Annotated in this window: 20 protein-coding genes and 1 pseudogene; 16 read left to right on the forward strand and 5 right to left on the reverse strand. The window is 69.4% G+C overall.

Going from position 1 to position 22,915, the window contains the following annotated elements; translation table 11 throughout:
* Positions 1-20: 20 nt before the first annotated feature.
* On the forward strand, positions 21-1,997 hold the full coding sequence (locus tag JNUCC0626_RS46100) for an intein-containing Rv2578c family radical SAM protein (RefSeq protein WP_394616914.1): 1,977 nt from the start codon (positions 21-23) through the stop codon (positions 1,995-1,997).
* Here the strand turns inward: JNUCC0626_RS46100 and JNUCC0626_RS46105 are convergent.
* From JNUCC0626_RS46105 to JNUCC0626_RS46115, 3 genes are read right to left on the reverse strand one after another with little or no spacing between them, the layout of a single operon-like run.
* The gene (locus JNUCC0626_RS46105; RefSeq protein WP_394616915.1) at positions 1,984-2,511 is read right to left on the reverse strand and encodes a DUF4865 family protein; all 528 of its coding nucleotides are present in this window, start codon (positions 2,509-2,511) and stop codon (positions 1,984-1,986) included. The genes JNUCC0626_RS46100 and JNUCC0626_RS46105 overlap by 14 nt on opposite strands.
* Positions 2,512-2,527: 16 nt before the next feature.
* Entirely contained in the window at positions 2,528-2,872 is a 345-nt protein-coding gene (locus tag JNUCC0626_RS46110; protein ID WP_394616916.1) for a nuclear transport factor 2 family protein, read from the reverse strand.
* A 19-nt stretch (positions 2,873-2,891) separates the two neighbouring features.
* On the reverse strand, positions 2,892-3,623 hold the full coding sequence (locus JNUCC0626_RS46115; protein ID WP_394616917.1) for a putative protein N(5)-glutamine methyltransferase: 732 nt from the start codon (positions 3,621-3,623) through the stop codon (positions 2,892-2,894).
* 127 nt (positions 3,624-3,750) lie between these two features.
* On the opposite strand from JNUCC0626_RS46115, the gene JNUCC0626_RS46120 reads away from it, so the two are divergent.
* The 8 genes and pseudogenes from JNUCC0626_RS46120 to JNUCC0626_RS46155 all read left to right on the forward strand — a co-directional run bounded on the left by JNUCC0626_RS46120 (position 3,751) and on the right by JNUCC0626_RS46155 (position 12,992).
* Complete coding sequence (locus JNUCC0626_RS46120; protein WP_394622251.1) at positions 3,751-4,278, forward strand: TetR/AcrR family transcriptional regulator; 528 nt, start codon at positions 3,751-3,753, stop codon at positions 4,276-4,278.
* Positions 4,275-5,006, forward strand: a complete 732-nt coding sequence (locus JNUCC0626_RS46125; RefSeq protein ID WP_394616918.1) for a TIGR03084 family metal-binding protein — start codon at positions 4,275-4,277, stop codon at positions 5,004-5,006. Before JNUCC0626_RS46120 ends, JNUCC0626_RS46125 begins: the two co-directional genes overlap by 4 nt.
* 47 nt (positions 5,007-5,053) lie before the next feature.
* A pseudogene (locus JNUCC0626_RS46130) lies at positions 5,054-6,525 on the forward strand (acyclic terpene utilization AtuA family protein).
* Positions 6,522-7,634, forward strand: a complete 1,113-nt coding sequence (locus JNUCC0626_RS46135; protein ID WP_394616919.1) for an acyl-CoA dehydrogenase family protein — start codon at positions 6,522-6,524, stop codon at positions 7,632-7,634. Before JNUCC0626_RS46130 ends, JNUCC0626_RS46135 begins: the two are co-directional and overlap by 4 nt.
* Positions 7,634-9,184: an acyl-CoA carboxylase subunit beta gene (locus JNUCC0626_RS46140; protein ID WP_394616920.1), complete on the forward strand. Its 1,551-nt coding sequence runs from the start codon at positions 7,634-7,636 to the stop codon at positions 9,182-9,184. Before JNUCC0626_RS46135 ends, JNUCC0626_RS46140 begins: the two co-directional genes overlap by 1 nt.
* A gap of 7 nt (positions 9,185-9,191) precedes the next feature.
* Positions 9,192-11,033 (forward strand): biotin carboxylase N-terminal domain-containing protein, encoded by a 1,842-nt coding sequence (locus JNUCC0626_RS46145; protein ID WP_394616921.1) that lies wholly within the window; start codon positions 9,192-9,194, stop codon positions 11,031-11,033.
* A gap of 2 nt (positions 11,034-11,035) precedes the next feature.
* Positions 11,036-12,175, forward strand: a complete 1,140-nt coding sequence (locus JNUCC0626_RS46150) for an acyl-CoA dehydrogenase family protein (protein ID WP_394616922.1) — start codon at positions 11,036-11,038, stop codon at positions 12,173-12,175.
* Between the two features lie 13 nt (positions 12,176-12,188).
* On the forward strand, positions 12,189-12,992 hold the full coding sequence (locus tag JNUCC0626_RS46155; protein ID WP_394616923.1) for an alpha/beta fold hydrolase: 804 nt from the start codon (positions 12,189-12,191) through the stop codon (positions 12,990-12,992).
* Here JNUCC0626_RS46155 and JNUCC0626_RS46160 read toward each other — a convergent pair.
* On the reverse strand, positions 12,932-13,828 hold the full coding sequence (locus JNUCC0626_RS46160; protein ID WP_394616924.1) for a helix-turn-helix domain-containing protein: 897 nt from the start codon (positions 13,826-13,828) through the stop codon (positions 12,932-12,934). The two genes, JNUCC0626_RS46155 and JNUCC0626_RS46160, sit on opposite strands and share 61 nt — an antisense overlap.
* Positions 13,829-14,009: 181 nt before the next feature.
* Here JNUCC0626_RS46160 and JNUCC0626_RS46165 point away from each other — a divergent pair, with 181 nt between their 5' ends.
* The 5 genes from JNUCC0626_RS46165 to JNUCC0626_RS46185 all read left to right on the forward strand — a co-directional run bounded on the left by JNUCC0626_RS46165 (position 14,010) and on the right by JNUCC0626_RS46185 (position 19,070).
* Positions 14,010-15,170: a S8 family peptidase gene (locus JNUCC0626_RS46165; protein ID WP_394616925.1), complete on the forward strand. Its 1,161-nt coding sequence runs from the start codon at positions 14,010-14,012 to the stop codon at positions 15,168-15,170.
* An 84-nt stretch (positions 15,171-15,254) separates the two neighbouring features.
* Positions 15,255-16,328 carry a S8 family peptidase gene (locus JNUCC0626_RS46170; RefSeq protein ID WP_394616926.1) on the forward strand — a complete coding sequence of 358 codons (1,074 nt, stop codon included), beginning with the start codon at positions 15,255-15,257 and terminating at the stop codon, positions 16,326-16,328.
* Positions 16,329-16,446: 118 nt separating this feature from the next.
* Positions 16,447-17,616 (forward strand): S8 family peptidase, encoded by a 1,170-nt coding sequence (locus tag JNUCC0626_RS46175; RefSeq protein WP_394616927.1) that lies wholly within the window; start codon positions 16,447-16,449, stop codon positions 17,614-17,616.
* A gap of 63 nt (positions 17,617-17,679) precedes the next feature.
* Positions 17,680-18,705 (forward strand): hypothetical protein, encoded by a 1,026-nt coding sequence (locus JNUCC0626_RS46180; protein WP_394616928.1) that lies wholly within the window; start codon positions 17,680-17,682, stop codon positions 18,703-18,705.
* A complete protein-coding gene (locus JNUCC0626_RS46185; RefSeq protein ID WP_394616929.1) occupies positions 18,702-19,070 on the forward strand; it encodes a hypothetical protein in 369 nt (122 codons plus the stop codon). The genes JNUCC0626_RS46180 and JNUCC0626_RS46185 overlap by 4 nt, the downstream gene beginning before the upstream one ends.
* On the opposite strand, the gene JNUCC0626_RS46190 is transcribed toward JNUCC0626_RS46185, so the two are convergent.
* Entirely contained in the window at positions 19,041-19,328 is a 288-nt protein-coding gene (locus JNUCC0626_RS46190; RefSeq protein WP_394616930.1) for a hypothetical protein, read from the reverse strand. The genes JNUCC0626_RS46185 and JNUCC0626_RS46190 overlap by 30 nt on opposite strands.
* A gap of 121 nt (positions 19,329-19,449) precedes the next feature.
* On the opposite strand from JNUCC0626_RS46190, the gene aspS reads away from it, so the two are divergent.
* Positions 19,450-21,261 carry an aspartate--tRNA ligase gene (aspS, locus tag JNUCC0626_RS46195; protein ID WP_394616931.1) on the forward strand — a complete coding sequence of 604 codons (1,812 nt, stop codon included), beginning with the start codon at positions 19,450-19,452 and terminating at the stop codon, positions 21,259-21,261.
* Positions 21,262-21,856: 595 nt separating this feature from the next.
* Entirely contained in the window at positions 21,857-22,867 is a 1,011-nt protein-coding gene (locus JNUCC0626_RS46200) for a hypothetical protein (protein WP_394616932.1), read from the forward strand.
* Positions 22,868-22,915: the final 48 nt, after the last annotated feature.

Consider the following 22,915-nt stretch of genomic DNA (forward strand, 5'->3'; position numbering starts at 1 on the left):
CATGTGTTCGAATCGGTGGTGTGCGATGGGACGGGCAGAAACTCGAGGCAGAGCCGCAGCAGGCACTACCGGGGCTACCGGGACTGGTGCGCAGCGTACGAACTCCTGAGTTCGCGGACGTGGTGTTCCACGAGGTCCGCGCCAAATCCGTGCTCAACGGGGTACCGGGGTCGTCGCTGCCGTTCGCGTGGACGGTGAACCCGTACCGCGGCTGTTCACACGCCTGCACGTACTGCATGGCGGGCGACACGCCGATCCTCATGGGCAACGGTCGCACGAAACCGTTGTCGGAGCTGCGTGAAGGCGATGAGATCTACGGCACCGAGCTCGTCGGCAACTACCGGCGCTACAAGCTCACGACCGTGCTCGCGCACTGGGAGACGCGCAAGCAGGCGTACCGGCTGACGCTGGAGGACGGCACGAGCGTCGTCGCGTCCGGGGACCACCGGTTCCTGACCGACCGCGGCTGGAAGCACGTGACGGGCGAGACCGCCGGCGTGGGCCGCCGCCCGCACCTCACGACGGGCAACAAGCTGATGGGCACGGGGGCGTTCGTCGAGCAGCCCGCCGTGACCGACGACTACCGCCGCGGCTACCTGCGCGGCATGGTCGACGACGAGCACGAGTTCCGCATCCCGGTCGCCGACATCGAGGCCATGGACCGCACTCAGGAGTATCTCGACTACTTCGGAGTGCGAGAAGGGAGGGGATTTCTGCACCAAGTGCGCGAGCTCGCGCACTGGCAGATAGCCCCGAACCCCGACTGGCTCAAGGGATTCCTGGCGGGCGCGTTCGACTACCTCGGGACCTGCTCGCGCAGCATCCTGCGGCTCTCGACGCGCAACGCCACGGTTTTGGAAGCGATCTGCTTGGCGCTCAAGCACTTCGACTTCGACTTCGCGATCGAGGAACTGCGCCGCCGTCGTGGCGTGCGGGTCGTGCGACTGCGTGGCGGCCTGCGGGAGAACCTGCGCTTCTTCCACACCGTCGACCCGGCGATCACCCGCAAGCGCGACATCGACGGCGTGGCCATCAAGTCGCAGCAGCCGCTCGGCGTCGTGTCCGTGGAACCGTTGGGAGAGATGACCCTCTACGACATCTCGACCGGCACGGCGGACTTCATCGCGAACGGCATCGTGTCCCACAACTGCTTCGCTCGAAAGACCCACTCCTATCTGGACCTCGACACCGGCAAGGACTTCGACAACCAGCTGATCGTCAAGGTCAACGCGGGGGAGGTGCTGTCGCGCCAGCTGCGGTCGTCCCGCTGGAAGCAGGAACACGTGGCGCTCGGCACGAACACCGATCCCTACCAGCGGGCGGAGGGGCGGTACGCCTTGATGCCAGGGATCATCGAGGCGCTGACCGCCTCCCGCACGCCCTTCTCGATCCTCACGAAGGGCACGCTGCTGGCGCGTGATCTGCCGTTGCTGACCGCGGCCTCGGAGGTCGTGCCGGTCGGGATCGCCGTCTCGCTCGCGTTGATGGACCGCGACCTGCACAAGTCGCTGGAGCCGGGCACGCCGACGCCGGCCGCACGGCTGGAGCTGGTGCGCAAGGTCCGCGAGGCGGGGTTGCCGTGCGGGGTGTTCGTGGCGCCGGTGTTACCGGAACTCACGGATTCCGCGGAGCAGCTGGACTTCCTGCTGGAGCAGATCGCGGCGGCGGGTGCCACGGGTGTCACTGTGCTGCCGTTGCACCTGCGTCCGGGAGCGAAGGAGTGGTTCGCGGCGTGGTTGCGGCGCGAGCACCCGGACCTCGTGGAGACGTACCGGTACCTGTACGGCAACCGGTCCTATGTGGACAAGCGGTACCGGGCGCGGCTGGCCGCGCGGGTGATCCCGCTGATCGAGAAGCACGGGCTGGCGCCGCGCGGGCGTTCCACCGACGCCGTCACCGGGGTTCCCGGCGACGACGAAGGCGTGTGGCCCGACGGAAGCCTGCCGGTCGGTGTGCCGGCGCCGCGCGTGGACCAGGAACAACTCACCCTGCTGTGATCTCTTCGAGCCCAGGCTCGGAGAAGTGGAGGACTTCGTAGGCGCCCTCTTCCCCGGGGTGCTCCTCCCAGAGTTCGAAGCGCACGACTTCCCACGTGCGCGGATCGACGCCCAGCGCCGCCGAGTGCAGGCCGGGCGTCTTCTCCAGCTCGATCTCCTTCAGCGCGTCGATCGGGTTCGCCTCGGGTGCGAGCGTGATGATCTCGCGCGTCGCGTACTTCGCTTGCGCCGCATCACCCCTGAGGAACGCCACGCCCGGCCAGTGCCGCACCACCGGCCTGCCGAAGTCGGCGAGGATCCCCTGGAAGCCACCTCCCCGGTACAGGAAGTTCGCCATGCCCGCCGAGGTGTTCCACACGTAGAACGGCGCGTACTGCGTGTCGCGGACCAGATATGCCTTGAACCCCAGGCCGTCGAACCCGTCGAGCGCGTGACCGCGGGTGCGGACGCGTTCGCGGATGATCTCCATGTCGTAGTCCGACGGCAGCCTGATCTCGTACTGCATTGCGATCATGGTTCCGTTGTACAGGCTACGACCAGCCGCCCTGGGCCATCGTCTGGAACTTCCACTCGCCGCCGACCCGCGTGAGCAGGTCGCCGTAGCGCACCGTCATCCCGTTGATCGTGCCGTCCGTGATGACGAAGACCAGGTTGTCGTTGATGAAGTGCGGCGTCCTGGTGGACTCCATCTGCACGTCTCCGCCCAGTTGGGCGCCCATCTCCCTGAGGAACGTCTCGCGGTCCCACGACGTCGCCGAACCGTCGGTGACCGTGTTGATCGGGAACAGCGCCATGTCGGCCATCGCCTCGACGTCACCCGCGACCGCGAGCGCGTCCCACTTCTCGAACCACTGCATGACCTCGTCGTACGACATACCGTACATTGTACGGAACTTAGCGGCGTCCGACCACCGCGTTGCTGTCTTCGCTGGTCACGAGCTCGGCGGTGAGTCCTGCGGCGGCGAACGCGGCCAGCGCGGCGGGGGCCTGGCGCTCGCTGGTCTCGCTCAGCAGGTGGCCGCCGGGGCGTAGCCAGGACGTGGCCTGGATCGCCACTCGGCGCAGGACCTCCAGGCCGTCCACGCCGCCGTCCAGGGCCACGCGGGCCTCGTGGTCGCGGGCTTCGACCGGCATGAACGGGATGTCGAGGGTCGGCACGTACGGGACGTTGGCGACCACCACGTCGATCTGACCGCGCAGGTGCGCCGGCAGGGCGTCGAACAGGTCGCCCTCGTAGACATTGACGAGGTTCTGGCGCGCGCACGCGACGGCGGCGGGGTCGATGTCGGCGGCGTGCACCTCGGCGTCCGGGAGCCGGTGCTGGAGGACGGCGCCGACCGCGCCCGAGCCGCAGCACAGGTCGACGACGACGGCCGGGTTCAGGTCGGCGGCGAGGTCGACCAGGAGTTCGGTGCGGTGGCGGGGGACGAAGACGCCCCTGGTGACGACGATCCGCTGCCCGCAGAACATCGCCCAGCCGACGGCGTGTTCGAGCGGCAGGCCGTTGACGCGGTGGGTGACCAACTCTTCCAGGTGGTGCGGCGACTCGGCGGCTTCTTCGAGCAGCGCGGCCTCTTCCTCGGCGAAGACGCAGCCGGCGGCGCGCAGGCGTTCCACGATGTTCATCGGTCGCGGACGCTAGCAAGCGTACTTACAAGCAGGCTTGACTGTTTGTTTGTTCGGCGGAAGACTCGGCCGGGTGGAGACGAGGCAGCGCCAGGCCGACCGCACGCGGGAGACGAAGCGGAAGCTGATGGAGGCGACCGTCGAGTGCCTGGTGGAACGCGGCTGGTCGGGCACCACGACGACCGAGGTCGCGGAACGGGCCGGGGTGTCGCGCGGCGCCCAGTTGCACCACTTCCGCACCCGCGGTGAGCTGGTGGCGGCGGCCGTGGAGCACGTCGGGGCGGAGAGCGTCGAGGTGCTCAGGCGGCGGGCGGAGATCGCCGAGAAGAGCACGCACGCCGTCGTGGAGTTGATCGCGGACTTCCACGCGAGCGACCTGTTCACCGCCGCGCTGGAGCTGTGGGTGGCGGCGCGCACCGATCCCGAACTGCGCACGCAGGTGCTCGAGTTGCAGGCACGGCTGGGGCGCGAGGTGTACCGGCTGGCGCTGGAACTGCTCGACGTGGACGACACCGAGCCGGGTGTGAATGACGCCGTGCAGGCAACCCTTGATCTTGTGCGCGGGCTGGCGCTGGCCAACCAGCTCGCCGACGACGCCAAGCGCCGGGCGCACGTGGTGCGTTACTGGGCGCGGATGCTGGAGGAGCAGCTGTGATCACGGAACTGCTGGCCGACCTCGACGCCGAGTCGCGCTCGTTGGACGAGATCGTGGAGGGTGCCGACTTCTCGGTGCCGACGCCGGCGGAGGGCTGGACGGTCGGCCACCAGATCGGCCATCTCATGTGGACGGACAAGGCCGCGATCCTCGCCATCACCGACCCCGAGGCGTTCAAGGCGCAGCCGCTGACAGCCGACATCGTGGACCGCACCGCGGCCGAGGCGGCGGACCTGCCGGACCTCCTGGACCTGTGGCGGGACAGCCGGGCGGCGTTGCAGGAGCAGCTCGCGCGGGCCGAGGGCAAGATCCTCTGGTTCGGGCCGCCGATGAGCCCGGCGTCGATGGCGACCGCGCGGATCATGGAGACCTGGGCGCACGGGCAGGACGTGGCGGACGCTCTCGGCGTCGTGCGGGAGCCGACCGCGCGGATCAAGCACGTGTGCCACATCGGGGTGCGGACCATGGGGTTCGCGTTCCTGCTCAACGGGTTGGCGGCGCCGGAGGCCGAGGTGCGGGTCGAGCTGACCGGGCCGTCCGGTGAGCTGTGGACGTGGGGGCCCGAGGACGCGGAGAACCGGGTTTCCGGGCCCGCGCTGGACTTCGCGTGGCTGGTGACGCAGCGGCGCAACCGCAAGGAGCTCGCGATCGAGGCCGTCGGGCCGGTCGCGCAGGAGTGGGTGCCGATCGCGCAAGCCTTTGCGGGGCCTCCTGGTGGTGGCCGGTGATCCGGATCGGCAACGCCTCGGGCTTCTACGGCGACCGCCTGTCCGCGATGCGCGAGCAGCTGGAGGGTGGGCACCTCGACGTCCTGACCGGCGACTACCTCGCCGAGCTGACCATGCTGATCCTCGGGCGCGACCGGATGAAGGACTCGTCGCTGGGGTACGCGAAGACGTTCCTGCGCCAGATGGAGGACTGTCTGGCGCTCGCGCTCGACCAGGGCGTGAAGATCGTGGTCAACGCAGGCGGGCTGAACCCCGAGGGCCTCGCTCGCAAGCTCGACGCCAAAGTCGGGTACGTGACGGGCGACGACTTGAAGGGCCGTTTTCCCGAGGCGCTCACCGCCAACGCCTACCTCGGCGCGTGGGAGATCGCGGAGTGCCTCAACCAGGGCGCCCAGGTCGTGGTCACCGGCCGCGTCACCGATGCCAGCCTGGTCGTGGGACCGGCGGCGGCGCACTTCGGCTGGGCGCGGGACGACTGGGACCGGCTGGCGGGTGCCACGGTCGCGGGCCACGTGCTGGAGTGCGGCACCCAGGCCACCGGCGGCAACTACTCGTTCTTCACCGAGATCGACGTGACCAGGCCCGGGTTCCCGATCGCGGAGATCGACGAGGACGGCTCGTCGCTCATCACCAAGCACGACGGCACGGGTGGCGCGGTCACCGTCGACACCGTGACGGCACAACTGTTGTACGAGATCGGGGCGCCGGAGTACCTCGGTCCGGACGTCACCACGCACTTCGACACGATCCAGCTTCAGGACCACGAGCGCGGGGTCAGGATCAGTGGCACGAAGGGCTCTCCGCCGCCGGACACGCTCAAGGTGTGCCTGAACACGTTGGGCGGCTTCCGGAACTCGACCACGTTCGTCCTCACCGGACTCGACGTCGAGGCCAAGGCCGAGCTGGTGCGGCGGCAGCTTCACCAAGCCATCGGTGACGAAGGGCTGACGTGGACGCTGGCCAGGACCGACCAGGCCGACGCGGCGACCGAGGAGCAGGCCAGCGCGTTGCTGCACGTCATGATCAAGACCACCGACCCGAAGCGGGCCAAGGGGTTCAGCCGGGCCGCGATCGAACTGGCCCTGGCTAGCTACCCCGGGTTCCACGTGACGGCACCGCCGAGCGACGGCACGCCGTTCGGGGTGTACCGGGCGGCCTACGTCCAGCGCGACGAGGTCAGCGCCAAGGCGGTGATGCTGTGAAGAGGCCACTGGGAACGATCGCGGGCGCCCGCAGCGGTGACAAGGGCGGCGACGCGAACCTCGGCGTGTGGGTGCGATCCGACGCGGCTTACGAGTGGCTCAACGGGTTCCTGACCGTCGAGAAGCTGAAGGAACTGCTGCCGGAAGCGCAGGACGTGAGCCGGTACGAGCTGCCGAACCTGAAAGCGCTCAACTTCGTGCTGCACGGCCTGCTCGGCGACGGAGTGGCGAGCAGCACGAGGTTCGACCCGCAGGCCAAGGCACTCGGCGAGTGGCTGCGCGCACGGGAAGTCGAGATCCCCGAGGAGTTGCTGTGATCACGAGGGATTTGTTCGAGCGCAAGGAACTCCGGCAGCTCGTCGCGGACTTCACCCGCAAGGAGATCGTGCCGCACCTCGACCAGTGGGAACGCGACGGCGAGATCCCGCGTGAGCTGCACAAGAAGGCGGCGGCGCTGGACCTGCTCGGCATCGGGTTCGAGCACGGCGACCTGCTCGACTCGGTCGCGCTGACCGAGGAGATCATCCAGAACGGCGGCTCGTCGGGCGTGATGGCGGCGTTGTTCACGCTCGGCATCGCCATCCCGCACATCTGGCAGTCCGGCAACGAGGACCTGATCGAACGGTTCGCGAAGCCCGCGATCCGGGGCGAGAAGATCGGCAGCCTCGCCGTCACCGAACCCGGCGCCGGGTCCGACGTCGCGGCCATCCGGACCACCGCGCGCAGGGACGGCGACCACTACGTCGTCAACGGTGAGAAGGTCTTCATCACCTCCGGGTGCCGCGCGGACTTCGTCACGACCGCGGTGCGCACCGGCGGCGAGGGCTACCAGGGCATCTCGCTGCTGGTCATCGAGGGCGGCTTCACCCGCCGCAAGCTCGACAAGATGGGCTGGCACTGCAGCGACACCGCCGAACTGCACTTCGACGACGTGCGCGTGCCGGTCGCGAACCTGGTGGGCGAGGAGAACCAGGGGTTCCCGCAGATCATGCGGCAGTTCCAGGTCGAACGCGTGACGATGGCGGTCGAGGCGTACGCGACGGCGCAACGGGCGTTGGACCTGACCGTCGAGTGGACGCGCAACCGCGAGACGTTCGGCAAGCCGCTCATCAAGAACCAGGTGATCAGGCACAAGCTCGCCGCGATGGCGCAGCAGATCGACCTGGCCCGGACGTACACGCGCGAGGTCGCGGCGCGAATCGACCGCGGCGAGGACTGCGTCACCGAGGTCTGCTTCGCGAAGAACGCCGCCGTCGACGCGTGCAGTGCCGTGGTCGACGAGGCGGTGCAGTTGCACGGAGGCATGGGATACATGCGGGAGTCCGAAGTGGAGCGTCACTACCGGGACGCCCGCATCCTCGGCATCGGGGGCGGGGCGAGTGAAGTGATGACCGAGCTCGCGGCACGACGATTGGGGTTCGCCTGATGGGCAACAGGGAGGCGCTGCTCGCGAAGATCGCGGGTCTCGACGCCGAACACGCCAAAGCGCTGGCCGGAGGTGGGCCGAAGTACGTCGAACGGCACCACAAGCGCGGCAAGCTCCTCGCCCGCGAACGGGTCGAGCTGCTGATCGACGAGGACAGCCTGTTCCTGGAGCTGTCGCCGCTCGCCGCGTGGGGCACCGACTTCCCGGTCGGCGCCTCGTGCGTCACTGGCATCGGGCGGATCGAGGGCGTCGAGTGCGTGATCGTCGCGAACGACCCCACGGTGCGCGGCGGCTCGTCGAACCCGTACACGCTACGCAAGTCGTTGCGGGCCAACGACATCGCGTTGCAGAACCGGCTGCCGCTGGTCAGCCTGGTCGAGTCCGGCGGTGCCGACCTGCCGACGCAGAGCGAGATCTTCATCCCGGGCGGACGGGCGTTCCGCGACCTGACCAGGCTTTCGGCGGCCGGCATTCCCACGGTCACGGCGGTGTTCGGCAACGCGACGGCCGGTGGCGCGTACGTGCCGGGCATGTCCGACTACGTGATCATGATCAAGGACCGCTCCAAGGTGTTCCTGGGCGGCCCGCCGCTGGTCAAGATGGCGACCGGCGAGGACGCCGATGACGAGTCGCTGGGTGGCGCCACCATGCACGGCGCCACGTCCGGGCTCGCGGACTTCGTGGCCGAGGACGAGACCGACGCGATCCGCCTGGCACGGCGGGTGGTCGCGCGGCTGAACTGGCGCAAGCTCGGGCCCGAACCGGCCGCCGTCGAGGAGCCGGAGTTCGACGCGGAGAGCATCCTCGACGTCGTCTCCGAGGACCAGCGGGTGCCGTTCGACCCCCGCGACGTCATCGCGCGGCTGGTCGACGGCTCGCACTTCGACGAGTTCAAACCGTTGTACGGCAACAGCCTCGTCACCGGGTGGGCGCGCATCCACGGCTACCCGGTCGGCATCCTCGCCAACGCGCGCGGCGTGCTGTTCAGCGAGGAGTCGCAGAAGGCCACCCAGTTCATCCAGCTGGCGAACCAGAGCGACACACCACTGGTGTTCCTGCAGAACACCACCGGGTACATGGTCGGCGCGCAGTACGAGCAGGGCGGCATCGTCAAGCACGGCTCGATGATGATCAACGCCGTGTCGAACAGCCGGGTGCCACACCTGACGATCACGATGGGCGCGTCGTACGGCGCGGGCAACTACGGCATGTGCGGCCGGGCCTACGACCCGAGGTTCCTGTTCACCTGGCCCAACGCCAAGTCGGCCGTGATGGGCCCGGCGCAGCTCGCGGGCGTGCTGTCGATCGTCGGGCGGCAGGCCGCGATGGCGAAGGGGCAGGAGTACAACGAGGAGCACGACGCCGCCATGCGCAAGATGGTGGAGGCGCAGATCGAGGAGCAGTCGCTCGCGCCGTTCCTGTCCGGGAAGCTCTACGACGACGGCGTGATCGACCCGCGCGACACCAGGACCGTGCTCGGCTTGTGCCTCTCCGCTGTCCACAGCGGACCGATCAAGGGCGCCGACGGCTTCGGCGTCTTCCGGATGTGAGCGACCAGTGATCAAGAATCTGTTGATTGCCAACCGGGGCGAGATCGCGCGCCGGATCATCCGCACCTGCCAGGACAACGGCATCCGCACGGTCGCGGTGTTCTCCGACCCGGACGCCGAGTCGCCGCACGTCCGGGAGGCCGACTTCGCGGTCCGGCTGCCCGGCGCGTCACCCGCCGAGACCTACCTGCGGGCCGACCTGCTCGTCGAGGCGGCTGTTCGAGCGGGCGCCGACGCGGTGCACCCCGGCTACGGATTCCTCAGCGAGAACGCCGACTTCGCGCGCAAGGTGCAGGCGGCGGGACTGACGTGGGTCGGGCCGGAACCGGACTCCATCGAGGCGATGGGGTCGAAGGTCGCCGCCAAGAAGCGGATGGCGGCGGCGGGCGTGCCGACGTTGCCGGAGCTCGATCCCGAGACCGTCACCGAGTTCCCGGTGCTGATCAAGGCGTCCGCCGGTGGTGGCGGGCGCGGCATGCGGATCGTGCGGGAACGGTCCGAGTTCGCGGACGCGCTGGCGAGTGCGCGGCGCGAGGCCGAGTCGGCGTTCGGCGACCCCACGGTGTTCTGCGAGCCGTTGCTGGAACAGGCGCGGCACGTCGAGGTGCAGATCCTCGCCGACGCGCACGGCACGGTGTGGGCGCTCGGCGAACGCGAGTGCTCGATCCAGCGGCGGCACCAGAAGATCGTCGAGGAGTCACCGAGTCCGGCGGTCGGCGACGACGTGCGGCAACGGTTGTTCGCGGCAGCGACGGCGGCGGCCGAGTCGATCGGGTACGTCGGCGCGGGCACCGTTGAGTTCATGCTGAAGGGCGAGGACTTCCACTTCCTGGAGGTCAACACGCGGCTCCAGGTCGAGCACCCGGTCACCGAGTTCGTCCACGGCGTGGACCTGGTGGAGTGGCAGCTGCGGATCGCGGAAGGCGCGCGATTGCCTGCTGAGGCACCGGAACCGCGCGGGCACGCCATCGAGGTCCGGTTGTACGCCGAGGACCCCGCGCACGACTGGCGGCCCGCGAGCGGCACGCTGCACCGGTTCGAGGTGCCCGGTGACGTGCGGCTGGACAGCGGCGTCGAGGACGGCTCGGTGGTGTCGGTGCACTACGACCCCATGCTGGCCAAGGTGATCGCGTACGCGCCGACGCGGCGGGCTGCGGCACGCAAGCTCGTGACGTCCCTGGAGAGCGCGCGCATCCACGGGCTCGTGACGAACCGGCAGTTGCTCGTCGACGTGCTGAGCGACGACGACTTCCTGAACGGGGACACCCACACCGGGTTCCTCGACGAGCACGACTTCAGCAGGTCCGTTGACCCGCAACCGTTTGCGCTCGCGGCCGCGCTGGCGTCCGCCGCCACGCGGAAGATCGGTCACCTGCCACTGGGCTGGCGCAACGTCCGGTCGCAGCAGCCGAAGGCGAAGTTCCTCTTCGGCGCGGAACTGGTCGAGGTCGAGTACGACCCGAAGCAGGCCACCCCGGACACGGTCGTGCTGGAGTTGGACGGCGTGCGGGTGCCGTTCCGGGTGGCCCGGTACGGCGACGTGGTCGAGGTCGACTCGCCGCGTGGCTCGGTGACGCTGAAGGCCGTGCCGCGGTTCCCCGAGCCGGAGACGAAGCTCGCGCCCGGCGCGACCGTCGCCCCGATGCCCGGCACCGTGGTCAGGGTCAGCGTGGCGCAGGGCGACGTGGTCGAGGCCGGTGCCGAACTCCTGGTGCTGGAGGCCATGAAGATGGAACACCGGGTGCTCGCCACCACCGCGGGCACGGTCACCGAACTTCTTGTCGAGCAGGCACAGCAGGTCAACGCCGGAGACGTCTTGGCCGTAGTAGCCGAAGTGGATGGAGACTGATCGTGAGCTTCGTCGAGTCCGAAGAGCGGATCGCGCTGCGCAAGGCCGTCGCCGAGTTCGGCGCGAAGTACGGCCACGACTACTTCACCGCCAAGGCGAGGGCGGGGGAGAAGACCACGGAGCTGTGGGAGGAGGCCGGCAAGCTCGGCTACCTCGGCGTGGCCGTGCCGGAGGAGTTCGGCGGCGGTGGCGGCGGCATCGGTGACCTCGCGGCGGTGTGCGAGGAGCTCGCGGCGGCCGGAAGCCCGTTGCTGCTCATGGTGGTCTCGCCCGCGATCTGCGCGACGGTGATCGCCCGCTTCGGCACGGACGAGCAGAAGGCCAAGTGGCTGCCCGGTTTCGCGGACGGCACGCTCAAGATGGCGTTCGCGATCACCGAGCCCGACGCGGGGTCGAACTCGCACAAGCTCAGGACGAGCGTGCGCCGCGACGGCGACGACTGGGTGCTGAAGGGCGGCAAGACCTACATCTCCGGCGTGGACGAGGTCGACGCCGTGCTCGTCGTCGCGATCCTGGAGACCGGACCGGTGCTCGTCGTCGTCCCGACGAACGCCGAGGGCTTCACCTGGCAGGAGATCGACATGGACCTGTTCATGCCGGAGAAGCAGTTCACGCTGTTCTTCGACGACGTCCGGCTGCCGTCCGACGCGGTCGTCGGCTCGCCGGACCAGGGACTGCTGCAGGTCTTCGCCGGGCTCAACCCCGAACGGATCATGGGCGCGAGCATGGCCACCGGGTCCGCGCGGCTCGCGGTCGCCAAGGCCGTGAAGTACGCGAAGGAGCGGCAGGTCTGGGACACGCCGATCGGCGCTCACCAGGGCCTCGCGCACCCGCTCGCCAAGGTGCACGTCGAGATCGAACTCGCCCGGCTGATGACGCAGAAGGCCGCCGCGCTCTACGACTCCGGCCGCGACAAGGAGTCGGGCGAGGCCGCGAACATGGCCAAGTACGCGGCGGGAGAGGCCATCGCGGCCGCGGTCGACCAGGCGATCCAGATCCACGGCGGCAACGGGCTGAGCCGCGAGTACGGCCTCGCCTCGATGCTCGCGTCGTCGCGGTTGTCCCGGATCGCCCCCGTGTCGCGGGAGATGGTGCTCAACTTCGTCGCGCAAAACTCGCTGAAGCTGCCCAGGTCCTACTGACACACTGCGGGGCATGGGGAACTTCACGACTTCCGACGGCGTCGGCCTCGTCTACCACGGCGAGGCCGACGACCCGGTGATCTGCCTGCCCGGCGGGCCGATGCAGGCTTCTTCGTACCTGGGCGGACTTCCGCTGCGCGACGTGATCAGGCTGGACTTGCGCGGTACCGGCGAATCGGAGAAAGCGGACAGCTACCGCGCCGACCACGTGGTCGACGACGTCGAGGCGTTGCGGCAGCACCTGGGGCTCGACCGGCTGCGGTTGCTCGGGCACTCCGCCGGTGGCACGCTCGCGATCCTGTACGCGACCCGCTTTCCGCAGCACGTCAAGGAACTCGTGCTCATCGCACCGAGTGCGCGCGTGGTCGGCATCGACGTGACCGACGACGATCGCCGTGCGGTGGCGCTGCGACGGTCGGGAGAACCCTGGTACGCCGACGCGATCAAGGGGTTCGAGGAGATCTGGGCCGGGAACTTCAGCGAGGAGGCGTTCGCGCGGATCGCCCCGTTCCACTACGGGCGCTGGGACGACGCCGCACGTGCGCTCGAAGACCACCCGCGCAACGACGAGGCCGCCGCCGAGTACTACGCCGACGGTGCGTTCGACCCGGCGCAGGTGCGCGCAGCGCTCCGGAACCTCGACGTGCCAACGGCTTTCCTCAGCGGCGAGTACGACGTCAGCCTGCCGCCCAACCGCGCGCAGGAGTACGTGAACCTCATTCCCGGCGCCCGGTTCGGACTGCAGCCGGGTGCCGGTCACTTCCCGTGGGTGGATGATCCCGTCGCATTCGCGGGACTGCTCCAGCGCATTCCGTAGACACCGGGACCGAAGTCGAGCGCGGCCGCGTGCGCGTAGCCCCCGTCGTCCACGGCGGTGGGGGCCACGCCGCCCGCCTCCGTTCCGGCGGGGCCGGTCGCGAATTGCTCGCAGGCGTCCGGCGCGTCCTGGAATTTGATCTCCAGCACGTAGTCGTGGACGCGTTCGGCGAACCGGCGGAAATGCGTGTGCTCGGCCGTCGGATGTGGATAGACCAATTCGTACTCGATCGCGACGGACTCGCCGGCGGAGATCGGTTCGTCGAACAACAGCTCCGCGACGAGCACGCCGTTCGTGCGTTCGCGGGCGATCCTCCCGACCCGGCAGGAACGCACGGCGGTGAGCGCGGGCTGCGCGGAACCCGTTTCCTGACAAAGGATCCAGCGGTCCACATTGGCGGAACTCGCCCGCATGACCTGACGTGACCGCACGCCGCGCACGCCACCGCAGGACGCGACGTCCACCCGGTCGTGCTGGGCGGTCAGCACCAGGCCGGAGGAGTCCCACGCGGCCCGGGCGGACGGCTCCCGCCTGCGTGAACGGCCGCGCGGCCGCGGTGGTCCCAGCAGGCGGCTGAGAGCGCTCTCGGGCAGCCCGAGGACGTCCTCGAGGTGTGCGAGGGCCATCAACGACTCGGGGCGCTCGGGTCTGCGTCTGCCCGACTGCCAATAGCTCAGCGCCGTCACGCTGATCGGCGCGCCGCGCACCTTCAGCCGGTGCTGCAACCGTTCCAGACTGAGTCCCCGCACCTGGATCGCGACCCGCAACGCGTCCGCGAACGGACCCGTCACGAGAAGGTCGGCCAGCTCCTCGCGCGGTGGGTAAATCGTGAGCATCGCTCCTCCGGTTTCACGGAGTCAAGATCGGAAGGCTATCGGCAGCAAAGGGAACGCGGTACAGCCGATCGGCGGTTTTGTCCGGCTTCGAAACCCGCCAGGTTCAGATCTCGGGACTATTACGCCGCCAATAGGCCCGTTGGTTTCCCTGCAGCATCCCTGCGACGAACAGGACTGCACAATGCGCAAAACCGCAACTCTGCTGGGTTCGGCGGTCATGATCGCCGCGTTCGCGGCACCGGCCACCGCCGCGGTGGGCGAGATCCGCGTTTCGCCCGGTCAGAACATCGCCGGAAGCTTCATCGTCAAGCTCAAGGACAACGCGGTCACCGCGAGCGCGCAGACTCTCGGTTCCCGCTTCGGCGGTCAGGTCGGGTACGTCTACGACGCCGTGTTCCAGGGCTTCTCGGTGAAGATGAGCGACGCTCAGGCACGCAGACTGGCCGCTGACCCCGCGGTCGAGTACGTGGAACGCGACCAGGTGGTCAGCATCCAGGCGACCCAGGTCAACCCGCCGTCGTGGGGTCTCGACCGGATCGACCAGCGCAACCTGCCGCTCGACCAGCGCTACACCTACAACTCCACCGGGTCCGGCGTGAACGCCTACATCATCGACACCGGTGTCCGCATCACCCACCGCGACTTCGGCGGCCGTGCCCGCAACGGCTACGACTTCGTGGACAACGACGCCGTCGCGCAGGACGGCAACGGCCACGGCACGCACGTCGCCGGCACCGTCGCGGGCACCTCCTACGGCGTCGCGAAGCAGGCCACCATCTACGGCGTCCGCGTGCTGAACAACTCGGGTTCGGGCACCATCGCCGGTGTCGTCGCCGGTGTGAACTGGGTGGCGAACAACCACGTCAAGCCCGCTGTCGCCAACATGTCGCTGGGCGGCGGCGCGAACACCTCGCTCGACAACGCCGTGAGCGGGGCGATCACGCGCGGCGTGACGTTCGCCGTGGCGGCGGGCAACGCCAACACGAACGCGGCGAACACCTCGCCCGCGCGCGTGGCGGCGGCGCTGACCGTGGGCTCCACCGAGCGCACCGACGCCCGCTCCTCGTTCTCCAACTACGGCCCGATCGTCGACGTGTTCGCGCCCGGTGGCGGCATCACCTCCGCCTGGCACACCAGTGACACGGCCTCGAACACCATTTCCGGCACCTCGATGGCGTCGCCGCACGTCGCCGGCGTGGTGGCCCGCTACCTGCAGGGCAACCGGAACGTGACGCCCGCCCAGGTGGCGACCGCGATCACCAGCAACGCCACCAACGGCAAGGTGACCAACCCCGGCCCGAGCACGACGACCAGGCTCCTGTACTGGGCGCCGACCAGCTGAACAAGGCAGTCCCTGTGATGTGCGGCCCCGGCTCCTCTCGCGAGCCGGGGCCGTTTTCCCCTGCAACCGGAAGGAAGTCTGCCCGTGAGAGCCCTGCTGGCAGTCGCTGCTTTGACAGCCTCGGTCGCGGTCGCCCCGGCGTCCGCAGCCACCTCGCCCTACATCGTGGTGCTCAAAGATGGAGCCGCGTCTGCGTTCAGCGGCACGGTCGAGCACCGCTATTCGAGTGTCTTCAACGGTTTCAGCGCGCGGCTGACGTCCGCCCAGTTGCGCGCGCTGAAGGCCGACCCGAACGTGTCCTCTGTGGAGCGTGACGGGATCGTGCACGCCCTCGGCGTCCAGCTCGACCCGCCGTGGGGGCTCGACCGGATCGACCAGCGCGCGTTGCCGCTGGACCGCCGGTACGAGTACGCGACCACCGGGCGTGGCGTGAACATCTACGTGATCGACACCGGGTTGCGCGTGACGCACGCGGACTTCGGCGGCCGCGCGCGCAACGGCTGGGACACCGTGGACAACGACGCGATCGCGCAGGACGACAACGGGCACGGCACGCACGTCGCCGGCATCGCCGCCGGCACCAAGTACGGCGTCGCCAAGCAGGCGACGGTGTGGGGCGTGCGCGTGCTGAACGGGTCCGGGTCCGGCACGATCGCCGGTGTCATCGCCGGCGTGGACTGGGTGACGCGCAACGCGGTCAAGCCCGCGGTGGCCAACATGTCGTTGGGCGGCAGCGCTTCCGCGGCACTCGACACCGCCGTGAAGAAGTCGATCGACTCCGGTGTTTCGTACACGCTCGCAGCAGGGGGCAGCAACACCGACCCCGTGAACTCGTCGCCGCAACGGGTTTCGCAGGCGATCTGCGTGGGAGCGTTGACGCAGAACGACACCAAGGCACCTTCGTCCAACTACGGACCGCTGGTGGACCTCTACGCGCCGGGCGTCAGCATTCCGTCCGCCTGGAACACTTCGGACTCCGCGACCGCGACGCTGAGCGGAACCTCAATGGCCGCACCACATGCGGCCGGTGTCGCGGCCCGGTACCTGGAGAGGAACCGCGCGGCCACGCCCGCGCAGGTCGAGCGCGCGCTCGTTAGCACGGCCACTCCGGGCACGCCACCCGTCAACCGTATCCTCTACTGGCCGCCATCCCTGTGAAAGGTGAATTGTCCGGCAATGCAAGCCCGTCTTAAACACTAAGACACCCTTGGCAGGAACCGGATCTCTCCATAACGTCGAAAGCGCTTCGTTCCCCTGCAAAGAACGGATTGCAATCATGACGCGAAAGATCCGGTTCCTGGCCGGTGCCGGCGCGGCGACTCTCGCCATGTCGGTTCTGATGGTTCCCAGCGCTTACGCCGCCGAGGGCGAGGTGCTGTCGCTCAACCACCCTGAGAAGATCGCCGGCTCCTTCATCGTGAAGCTGAAGGAGGGCAAGACGAACGGGCACGCCCTCGCTTCCCGTTTCGGCGGCTCGGTCGAGCGCGAGTACAAGACCTTCGGCGGCTTCAACGTGAAGCTCACCGAGAAGCAGGCCAAGAGGCTCGCCGCCGACCCGTCGGTGGACTTCGTCGAGGCCGACCAGGTCGTGCACACCCAGGCCACGCAGACGAACCCGCCGTCGTGGGGCCTCGACCGCATCGACCAGCGCAACCTGCCGCTCAACAGCTCCTACAGCTACACCTCGACCGGGTCGGGCGTGACCGCGTACGTCATCGACACCGGTGTCCGCATCAGCCACTCCACGTTCGGCGGCCGCGCCGTGAACGGCCGTGACTTCGTGGACAACGACAACGTCGCGCAGGACGGAAACGGCCACGGCACGCACGTCGCCGGCACCATCGCTGGCTCGCAGTACGGCGTCGCGAAGGCCGCTCGGGTCGTCGCCGTCCGCGTGCTCGACAACAACGGCTCCGGCACCCTCGCGGGCGTCGCGGCCGGCATCGACTGGGTGGGTGCCAACGCGGCCAAGCCGGCCGTCGCGAACCTGTCCCTCGGCGGTGGCGCCAACGCCACCCTCGACACGGCCGTGCGCAACGCCATCGCCAAGGGCGTCACGTTCGCCGTGGCGGCGGGCAACGCCAACACGAACGCGGCGAACACCTCGCCCGCGCGCGTGACGGAGGCGATCACGGTCGGCTCCACCGACCGCAACGACGCCCGCTCGTCGTTCTCGAACTACGGCGCGGTGCTCGACATCTTCGCCCCGGGCCGCGACATCACGTCGTCCTGGAGCACCTCCGACACCGCCACGAGCACCATCTCGGGCACGTCGATGGCCACCCCGCACGTCGCGGGTGCCGCCGCTCGCTACCTCTCGACGAACCCCGGCGCGACGCCGGCCCAGGTCGCCTCGTACCTGATCGGCCAGTCCACGCCGTCGAAGGTGACGAACCCGGGTTCGGGCTCGCCGAACCGCCTGCTGTACCTCGCGCCCACCGCGTGAGCTAGTTCTGCCGTGTGAAGGCCGCGACCTCCTGGGTCGCGGCCTTTTCCTATTCTGGTGTCCGTGGTGGACGGACTGAAGAAGATCGACTGGTACCGGTTGCGCAGTCATGACGGGTACGCCGACGAGCTTCCCAGGTTGCTGAGGCAGGCGCGGACCTCCGTGGAGCCGCACGAGGAACTGGTGCGCCAGCTGACCGGCGAGCCCGGTGAGGTCAGCGAGGCGACGGCGGCCGCGTGGCCGTTCCTGCTCGACCTCGTCGCGCACGACAACACCCCGAGCCGCGAGTGGCTGCTGGAGAACCTGTGCGGCGCGATCGCGGTCGCGGGCGGCAGCGGTTCAGCCGGGGTTCATTCGAGCTGGCCACCCGCGTTCGAGGCCTCCAAGCCGGCGTTGCTCGCGCTGCTCGGCCACGGCTCGGCGGCGGTGCGGCGAGGCGTGTTGTTCGTGCTGGGCAAGGGCCTCGGCGACAGCGCGCCCGTGTTGCCTGCTTTGTCCGCGCGGTGGGAGGAGGAGTTCGACCCGGCCACGCGGCTGTGCCTGGTGATCGTCGCCACGGAGTACGCCGGGAGGGGCGACGAGGCGGCGGTGACGTGGCTGCGGGACCTGCCGGACGTCGAGCAGCCCGCCCGGATGCTCGTGTCCGCGGCGACCCGCCCCGACGCCGACGTGATCCTGCGCGGCCTGACCGGCGACCTCGAACTGTTCCTCGCCACCGGGTCGTTCGAGATGGGCTACGAAGAGGTGCTGGAGCACGTGCTCTGGCTGGTGGGCCCCAAGGACTTCGACGGCATCGACCTCGTGCTCGCGCTGGTGGACGTGCTGCCGTGGCGCACCGAGGCGCTCGACTACCTGCGCCGGCTCTTCGAACGCGACACCACCGACGTGGGCCAGGTCGTGCCGTTCGTGCCGGTGTGGATCGCCGACCCGGACGTGCGGCTGCGGGCGTTCGCGGTGTGGCTGGTGGGGGTGGCGCGGGCCCGCGAGTACCGGGACCTGGTGGCCGAGCGGGTGCACGACCAGGGCGTGACGTCGCTGGGGCAACACGTTTCGGCGCTCGCCACGTCGGTGCTGCTGGAGCTGGGATGAGCATCGAGGGACTGGACGACGTGCCGTGGCACGCGATCGACCACGCTTACGGGCCTGCTCTGGACACGCCGGGGCACGTCCGGGCGTTGCTGTCGGACGATCCCGAGGTGGTCGCGCGGGCGATAACCGACCTGGACCGGACGGTGCACGAGGAGGGCGGGTTCGTGTGCCCGGCGGCCACGGCGGTGCTGCCGTTCCTGGTGGAGGTGCTGCCGTCGCTGGACCGCGAACCTCGGACGCGGCTGGTGGACCTGCTCCACCGGATCGCTGAGTGGGGCGACGCCGAGCAGGTCGACGCAGGGTGGGCCGCGGCGTGGGAGAAGGCACGGCCGAAGCTAGCGGACGGCTTCGGCGATGCTCAGTGACACGAAGAACAGCATGACCATCAGCACCGCGCCGAGGTAGGGGCAGTAGGCGCGGGGCTCGCGGACCGCGCGGAACCACGTCGCGAACGTCGCGGCCAGCCCGATGACCACCGTGCCGACCAGGGTGATCAGCAGCGGTGCCTGGCAGGCGCCGGAACAGGTGCTGGTCGGGGTGAAGCCGAGAACGCCGAAGAACAGGACGCCCACGGCGGCCACGAACATCGCCAGCATGCCCACTAGGGCGAACGCCATCCGCATGACGCCCGACCGTAGCGAACGGAGATCAACTGCGCGGCCGGAAAGCCCTGCCTGAAAATCTGTCGGTGGGTCCGGCTAGCCTTGACGGCAAGGTTTACTTCGTCTACAAGGAGCCACCACCGTGTTGCGCACGCACGAGGCCGGATCACTCCGGGCCGAGCACGCCGGGCAGTCCGTCACCCTCACCGGGTGGGTCGCTCGCCGGCGGGATCACGGCGGTGTCATCTTCATCGACCTGAGGGACGCGAGCGGTGTCGCGCAGGTCGTCTTCCGCGAGGGCGAGATGGCGGAGCGCGCGCACCGGCTGCGCAGCGAGTACGTCGTCAAGGTCACCGGCGAGGTGAGCGCGCGGCCCGAGGGCAGCGAGAACCCCGAGCTGCCGACCGGCGCCATCGAGGTCTACGTCAGCGAGCTGGAGGTCCTCAACGAGGCCGCGCCGCTGCCGTTCCAGGTCGAGAGCGAGGTCGAGCCGGGCGAGGAGGCGCGGCTCAAGCACCGCTACCTCGACCTGCGCCGTTCTGCGCCCGCGAAGGCCATCCGCCTGCGTTCCGAGGTCAGCCGCATCGCCCGCGAGGTGCTGCACTCCGAGAAGTTCGTCGAGATCGAGACGCCGACCCTGACCCGGTCGACGCCTGAGGGCGCGCGTGACTTCCTGGTGCCGGCGCGTCTGCGTCCGGGTTCCTGGTACGCGCTGCCGCAGTCGCCGCAGCTGTTCAAGCAGCTGCTGATGGTCGGCGGCATGGAGCGCTATTACCAGATCGCGCGCTGCTACCGCGACGAGGACTTCCGCGCCGACCGCCAGCCGGAGTTCACCCAGCTCGACGTCGAGATGAGCTTCGTCGAGCAGGACGACGTGATCGCCCTGACCGAGAAGCTGCTGGCCGCGATCTGGAAGGAGACCAAGGGCGTCGACCTGCAGTTGCCGTTCCGCCGGATCTCCTACGCCGACGCGATGGCCAAGTACGGCTCGGACAAGCCTGACCTGCGCTTCGAGCTGGAGCTCACCGAGCTCACCGAGTACTTCAAGGACACGACGTTCCGCGTGTTCCAGGCGCCGTACGTCGGTGCCGTGGTCATGCCGGGTGGTGCCTCGCAGCCGCGCCGCACGCTCGACGCGTGGCAGGAGTTCGCGAAGCAGCGCGGCCACAAGGGCCTCGCGTACGTGCTGGTCGGCGAGGACGGCACGCTGGGCGGCCCGGTCGCGAAGAACCTGACCGACGCCGAGCGCGACGGTCTCGCCAAGGCCACCGGCGCCAACCCGGGCGACTGCATCTTCTTCGGCGCGGGCGACCCGCGGGACGCGCGCGCCCTGCTCGGAGCCGCGCGCGTCGAGATCGCGCACCGCGTCGGCCTGATCGACGAGAACGCCTGGGCGTTCGGCTGGGTCGTCGACTTCCCGATGTTCGAGTCGGTCGACAAGCTCGAGGCAGGTGACGTCGCGGTCGGCGGCGGCAACTGGACGGCGCTGCACCACGCGTTCACCTCGCCGACCCCGGAGTGGATCGACACCTTCGAGGAGAAGCCGGGCGAGGCGCTGGCCTACGCCTACGACGTGATCCTCAACGGCAACGAGCTCGGCGGTGGCTCGATTCGTATCCACCGCGCCGACGTGCAGCAGCGCGCGTTCAACGTCATGGGCATCGGCGCCGAGGAGGCGCAGGAGAAGTTCGGCTTCCTGCTCGACGCCTTCAAGTACGGCGCCCCGCCCCACGGCGGCATCGCCCTGGGCTGGGACCGCCTCTGCATGCTGCTCGCGGGTGCGGACTCGATCCGCGAGGTCATCGCGTTCCCGAAGTCGGGCGGCGGCTACGACCCGCTGACGGCGGCGCCGGCGCCCATCACGGCGCTCCAGCGCAAGGAGGCCGGAGTGGACGCGAAGCCCCAGGAAAAGGGTGCCGAGAAGGCCGCCGACAAGGCAGCCGAGAAGGCCTGACGACCTCTTGTCGGCGTGGCCCGGACCTGTGCCGGGCCACGGCCGGCCGGATGGGGTGCGGAGTCGTCACCGCGTTCCTGAATGGTGCGCGGACCGGTGCCGCGAGGCGTTCGGAGCGAGCGTGAAGCAGCCCGCCGAGAAGGCCTGACGATCTTTTCCACGCGGGGAGGCAACCCCTTGGACGCCTCCCCGCGTCTCAGAACATGAGACCGGTTCGCCCGATCGAGCAGCTACTTGATCGGTATTGACGTGTGCGCGTCGATCGATCGCCTTGATCGCCGCGTAGTGGGCAACGGAAGGTGTTTCCACACGTCCACACGTCGTAGGGGGATCCGGGAACAGTGCGAGCCGTTACCAACGAGTGGTGGTGGTCGCAGCCTGGCCGGATTAGCGTCGGTCCGGCTCACGGACTTGGGGAGTAGGGTCGGAGGGGATGAGCGTGGAGATCACCGCGGGCCCTCCCGACACGACTTCACCAGAGATCTTGGACGCTGTCGGGGCGGCTGAGCGGGTACTGACCAGGCGACTGGGCGCACAGGTGCGCCTCGCGGACCCCGAGGCTCTCGGGGGTACCGGTCGTTCCGTCGTGATTCGCGTGAGAGTGGCCTCGTCGCCGTTCTCCATGCCGCGCACGCTCGTCGTGAAGCGGTATCCGGAGGCGAGCGGCGACCGCGATCCGTGGGCCCACGAGGCCGTCAGCCACCAGCTGCTGACAGCGCTTCCCGCCGAGGAACGCGCCACCCCCGAACTCTTCGCGCACGACGCGGGCACGCGCCTGGTCGTGCTGGAGGACCTGGGCCGGGCGCCCCGGCTCTCCGAGAAGCTGCACGCCAAGGACGCGCGGGCCGCCGAACGCGGACTGCTGTCGTGGGCGCACGCGATGGGCCGGCTGCACGCCACGACGGCGGGCCGGGACGCGGACTTCGACGCGTTGATGCGCCGAGCCGGTGCGCAGTGCTGCCAGGACCCGATCGCCGTCGACGTGCACGCGGCCATCGCGGGGTTGCCGGCGCTGCTGGAGACCACCCTCGGTGTCGCCACGTCCACGCAGGCCGTCGAGTTCGCGGCCGGTGCGGCGCGGGCGTTCAGCACGTCGCGGCGGCGCGCGTTCAGCCCGTCGACGTCGTGCCCGGACAACCACCTGGTCACCTCGCGCGGGGTGCGGTTCGTCGACTTCGAGGGCGGCTGCGTCCGCGACATCGTGTTCGACGCCGCGGCTTTGCGGGTGCCGTTCCCGTCCTGCTGGTGCGGGTGGGGGCTGCCACCGGGGATGTCCGAGGCGATGGTCGCGGCCTGGCGGGCCGAGGTCGGGTCGGTGTGGCCCGAGATGGACGACGACGCGATCCTCTTACCCCGGCTGCTGGAAGCGCAGCTGCTGTGGGTGTGGCTCGCGACGTGGCGGGCGCTGTCCAAGCCGATGCCGATCGACACCGACGGTCCGCCGCGCAGCGTGGTGCTCGCCGGACGGTGGCTGAGGTTGCGGTCGGATGCGCTGATCCTCGGCGAGAAGACGGTCGCGTCGCACGCCGACGCGGTGATCGGGGCGCTGGCCGACCGGTACGGCCCTGAGGTGCTCGAACTCCCGCTTTACCCAGCATTTCGCTGAACCGTTCCCGCACGGTCATTCCTGGATCACCGGGCCAGCCGAAGCTGT

It is taken from the genome of Lentzea sp. JNUCC 0626, assembly GCF_043632865.1.
Lineage (GTDB): Bacteria > Actinomycetota > Actinomycetes > Mycobacteriales > Pseudonocardiaceae > Lentzea.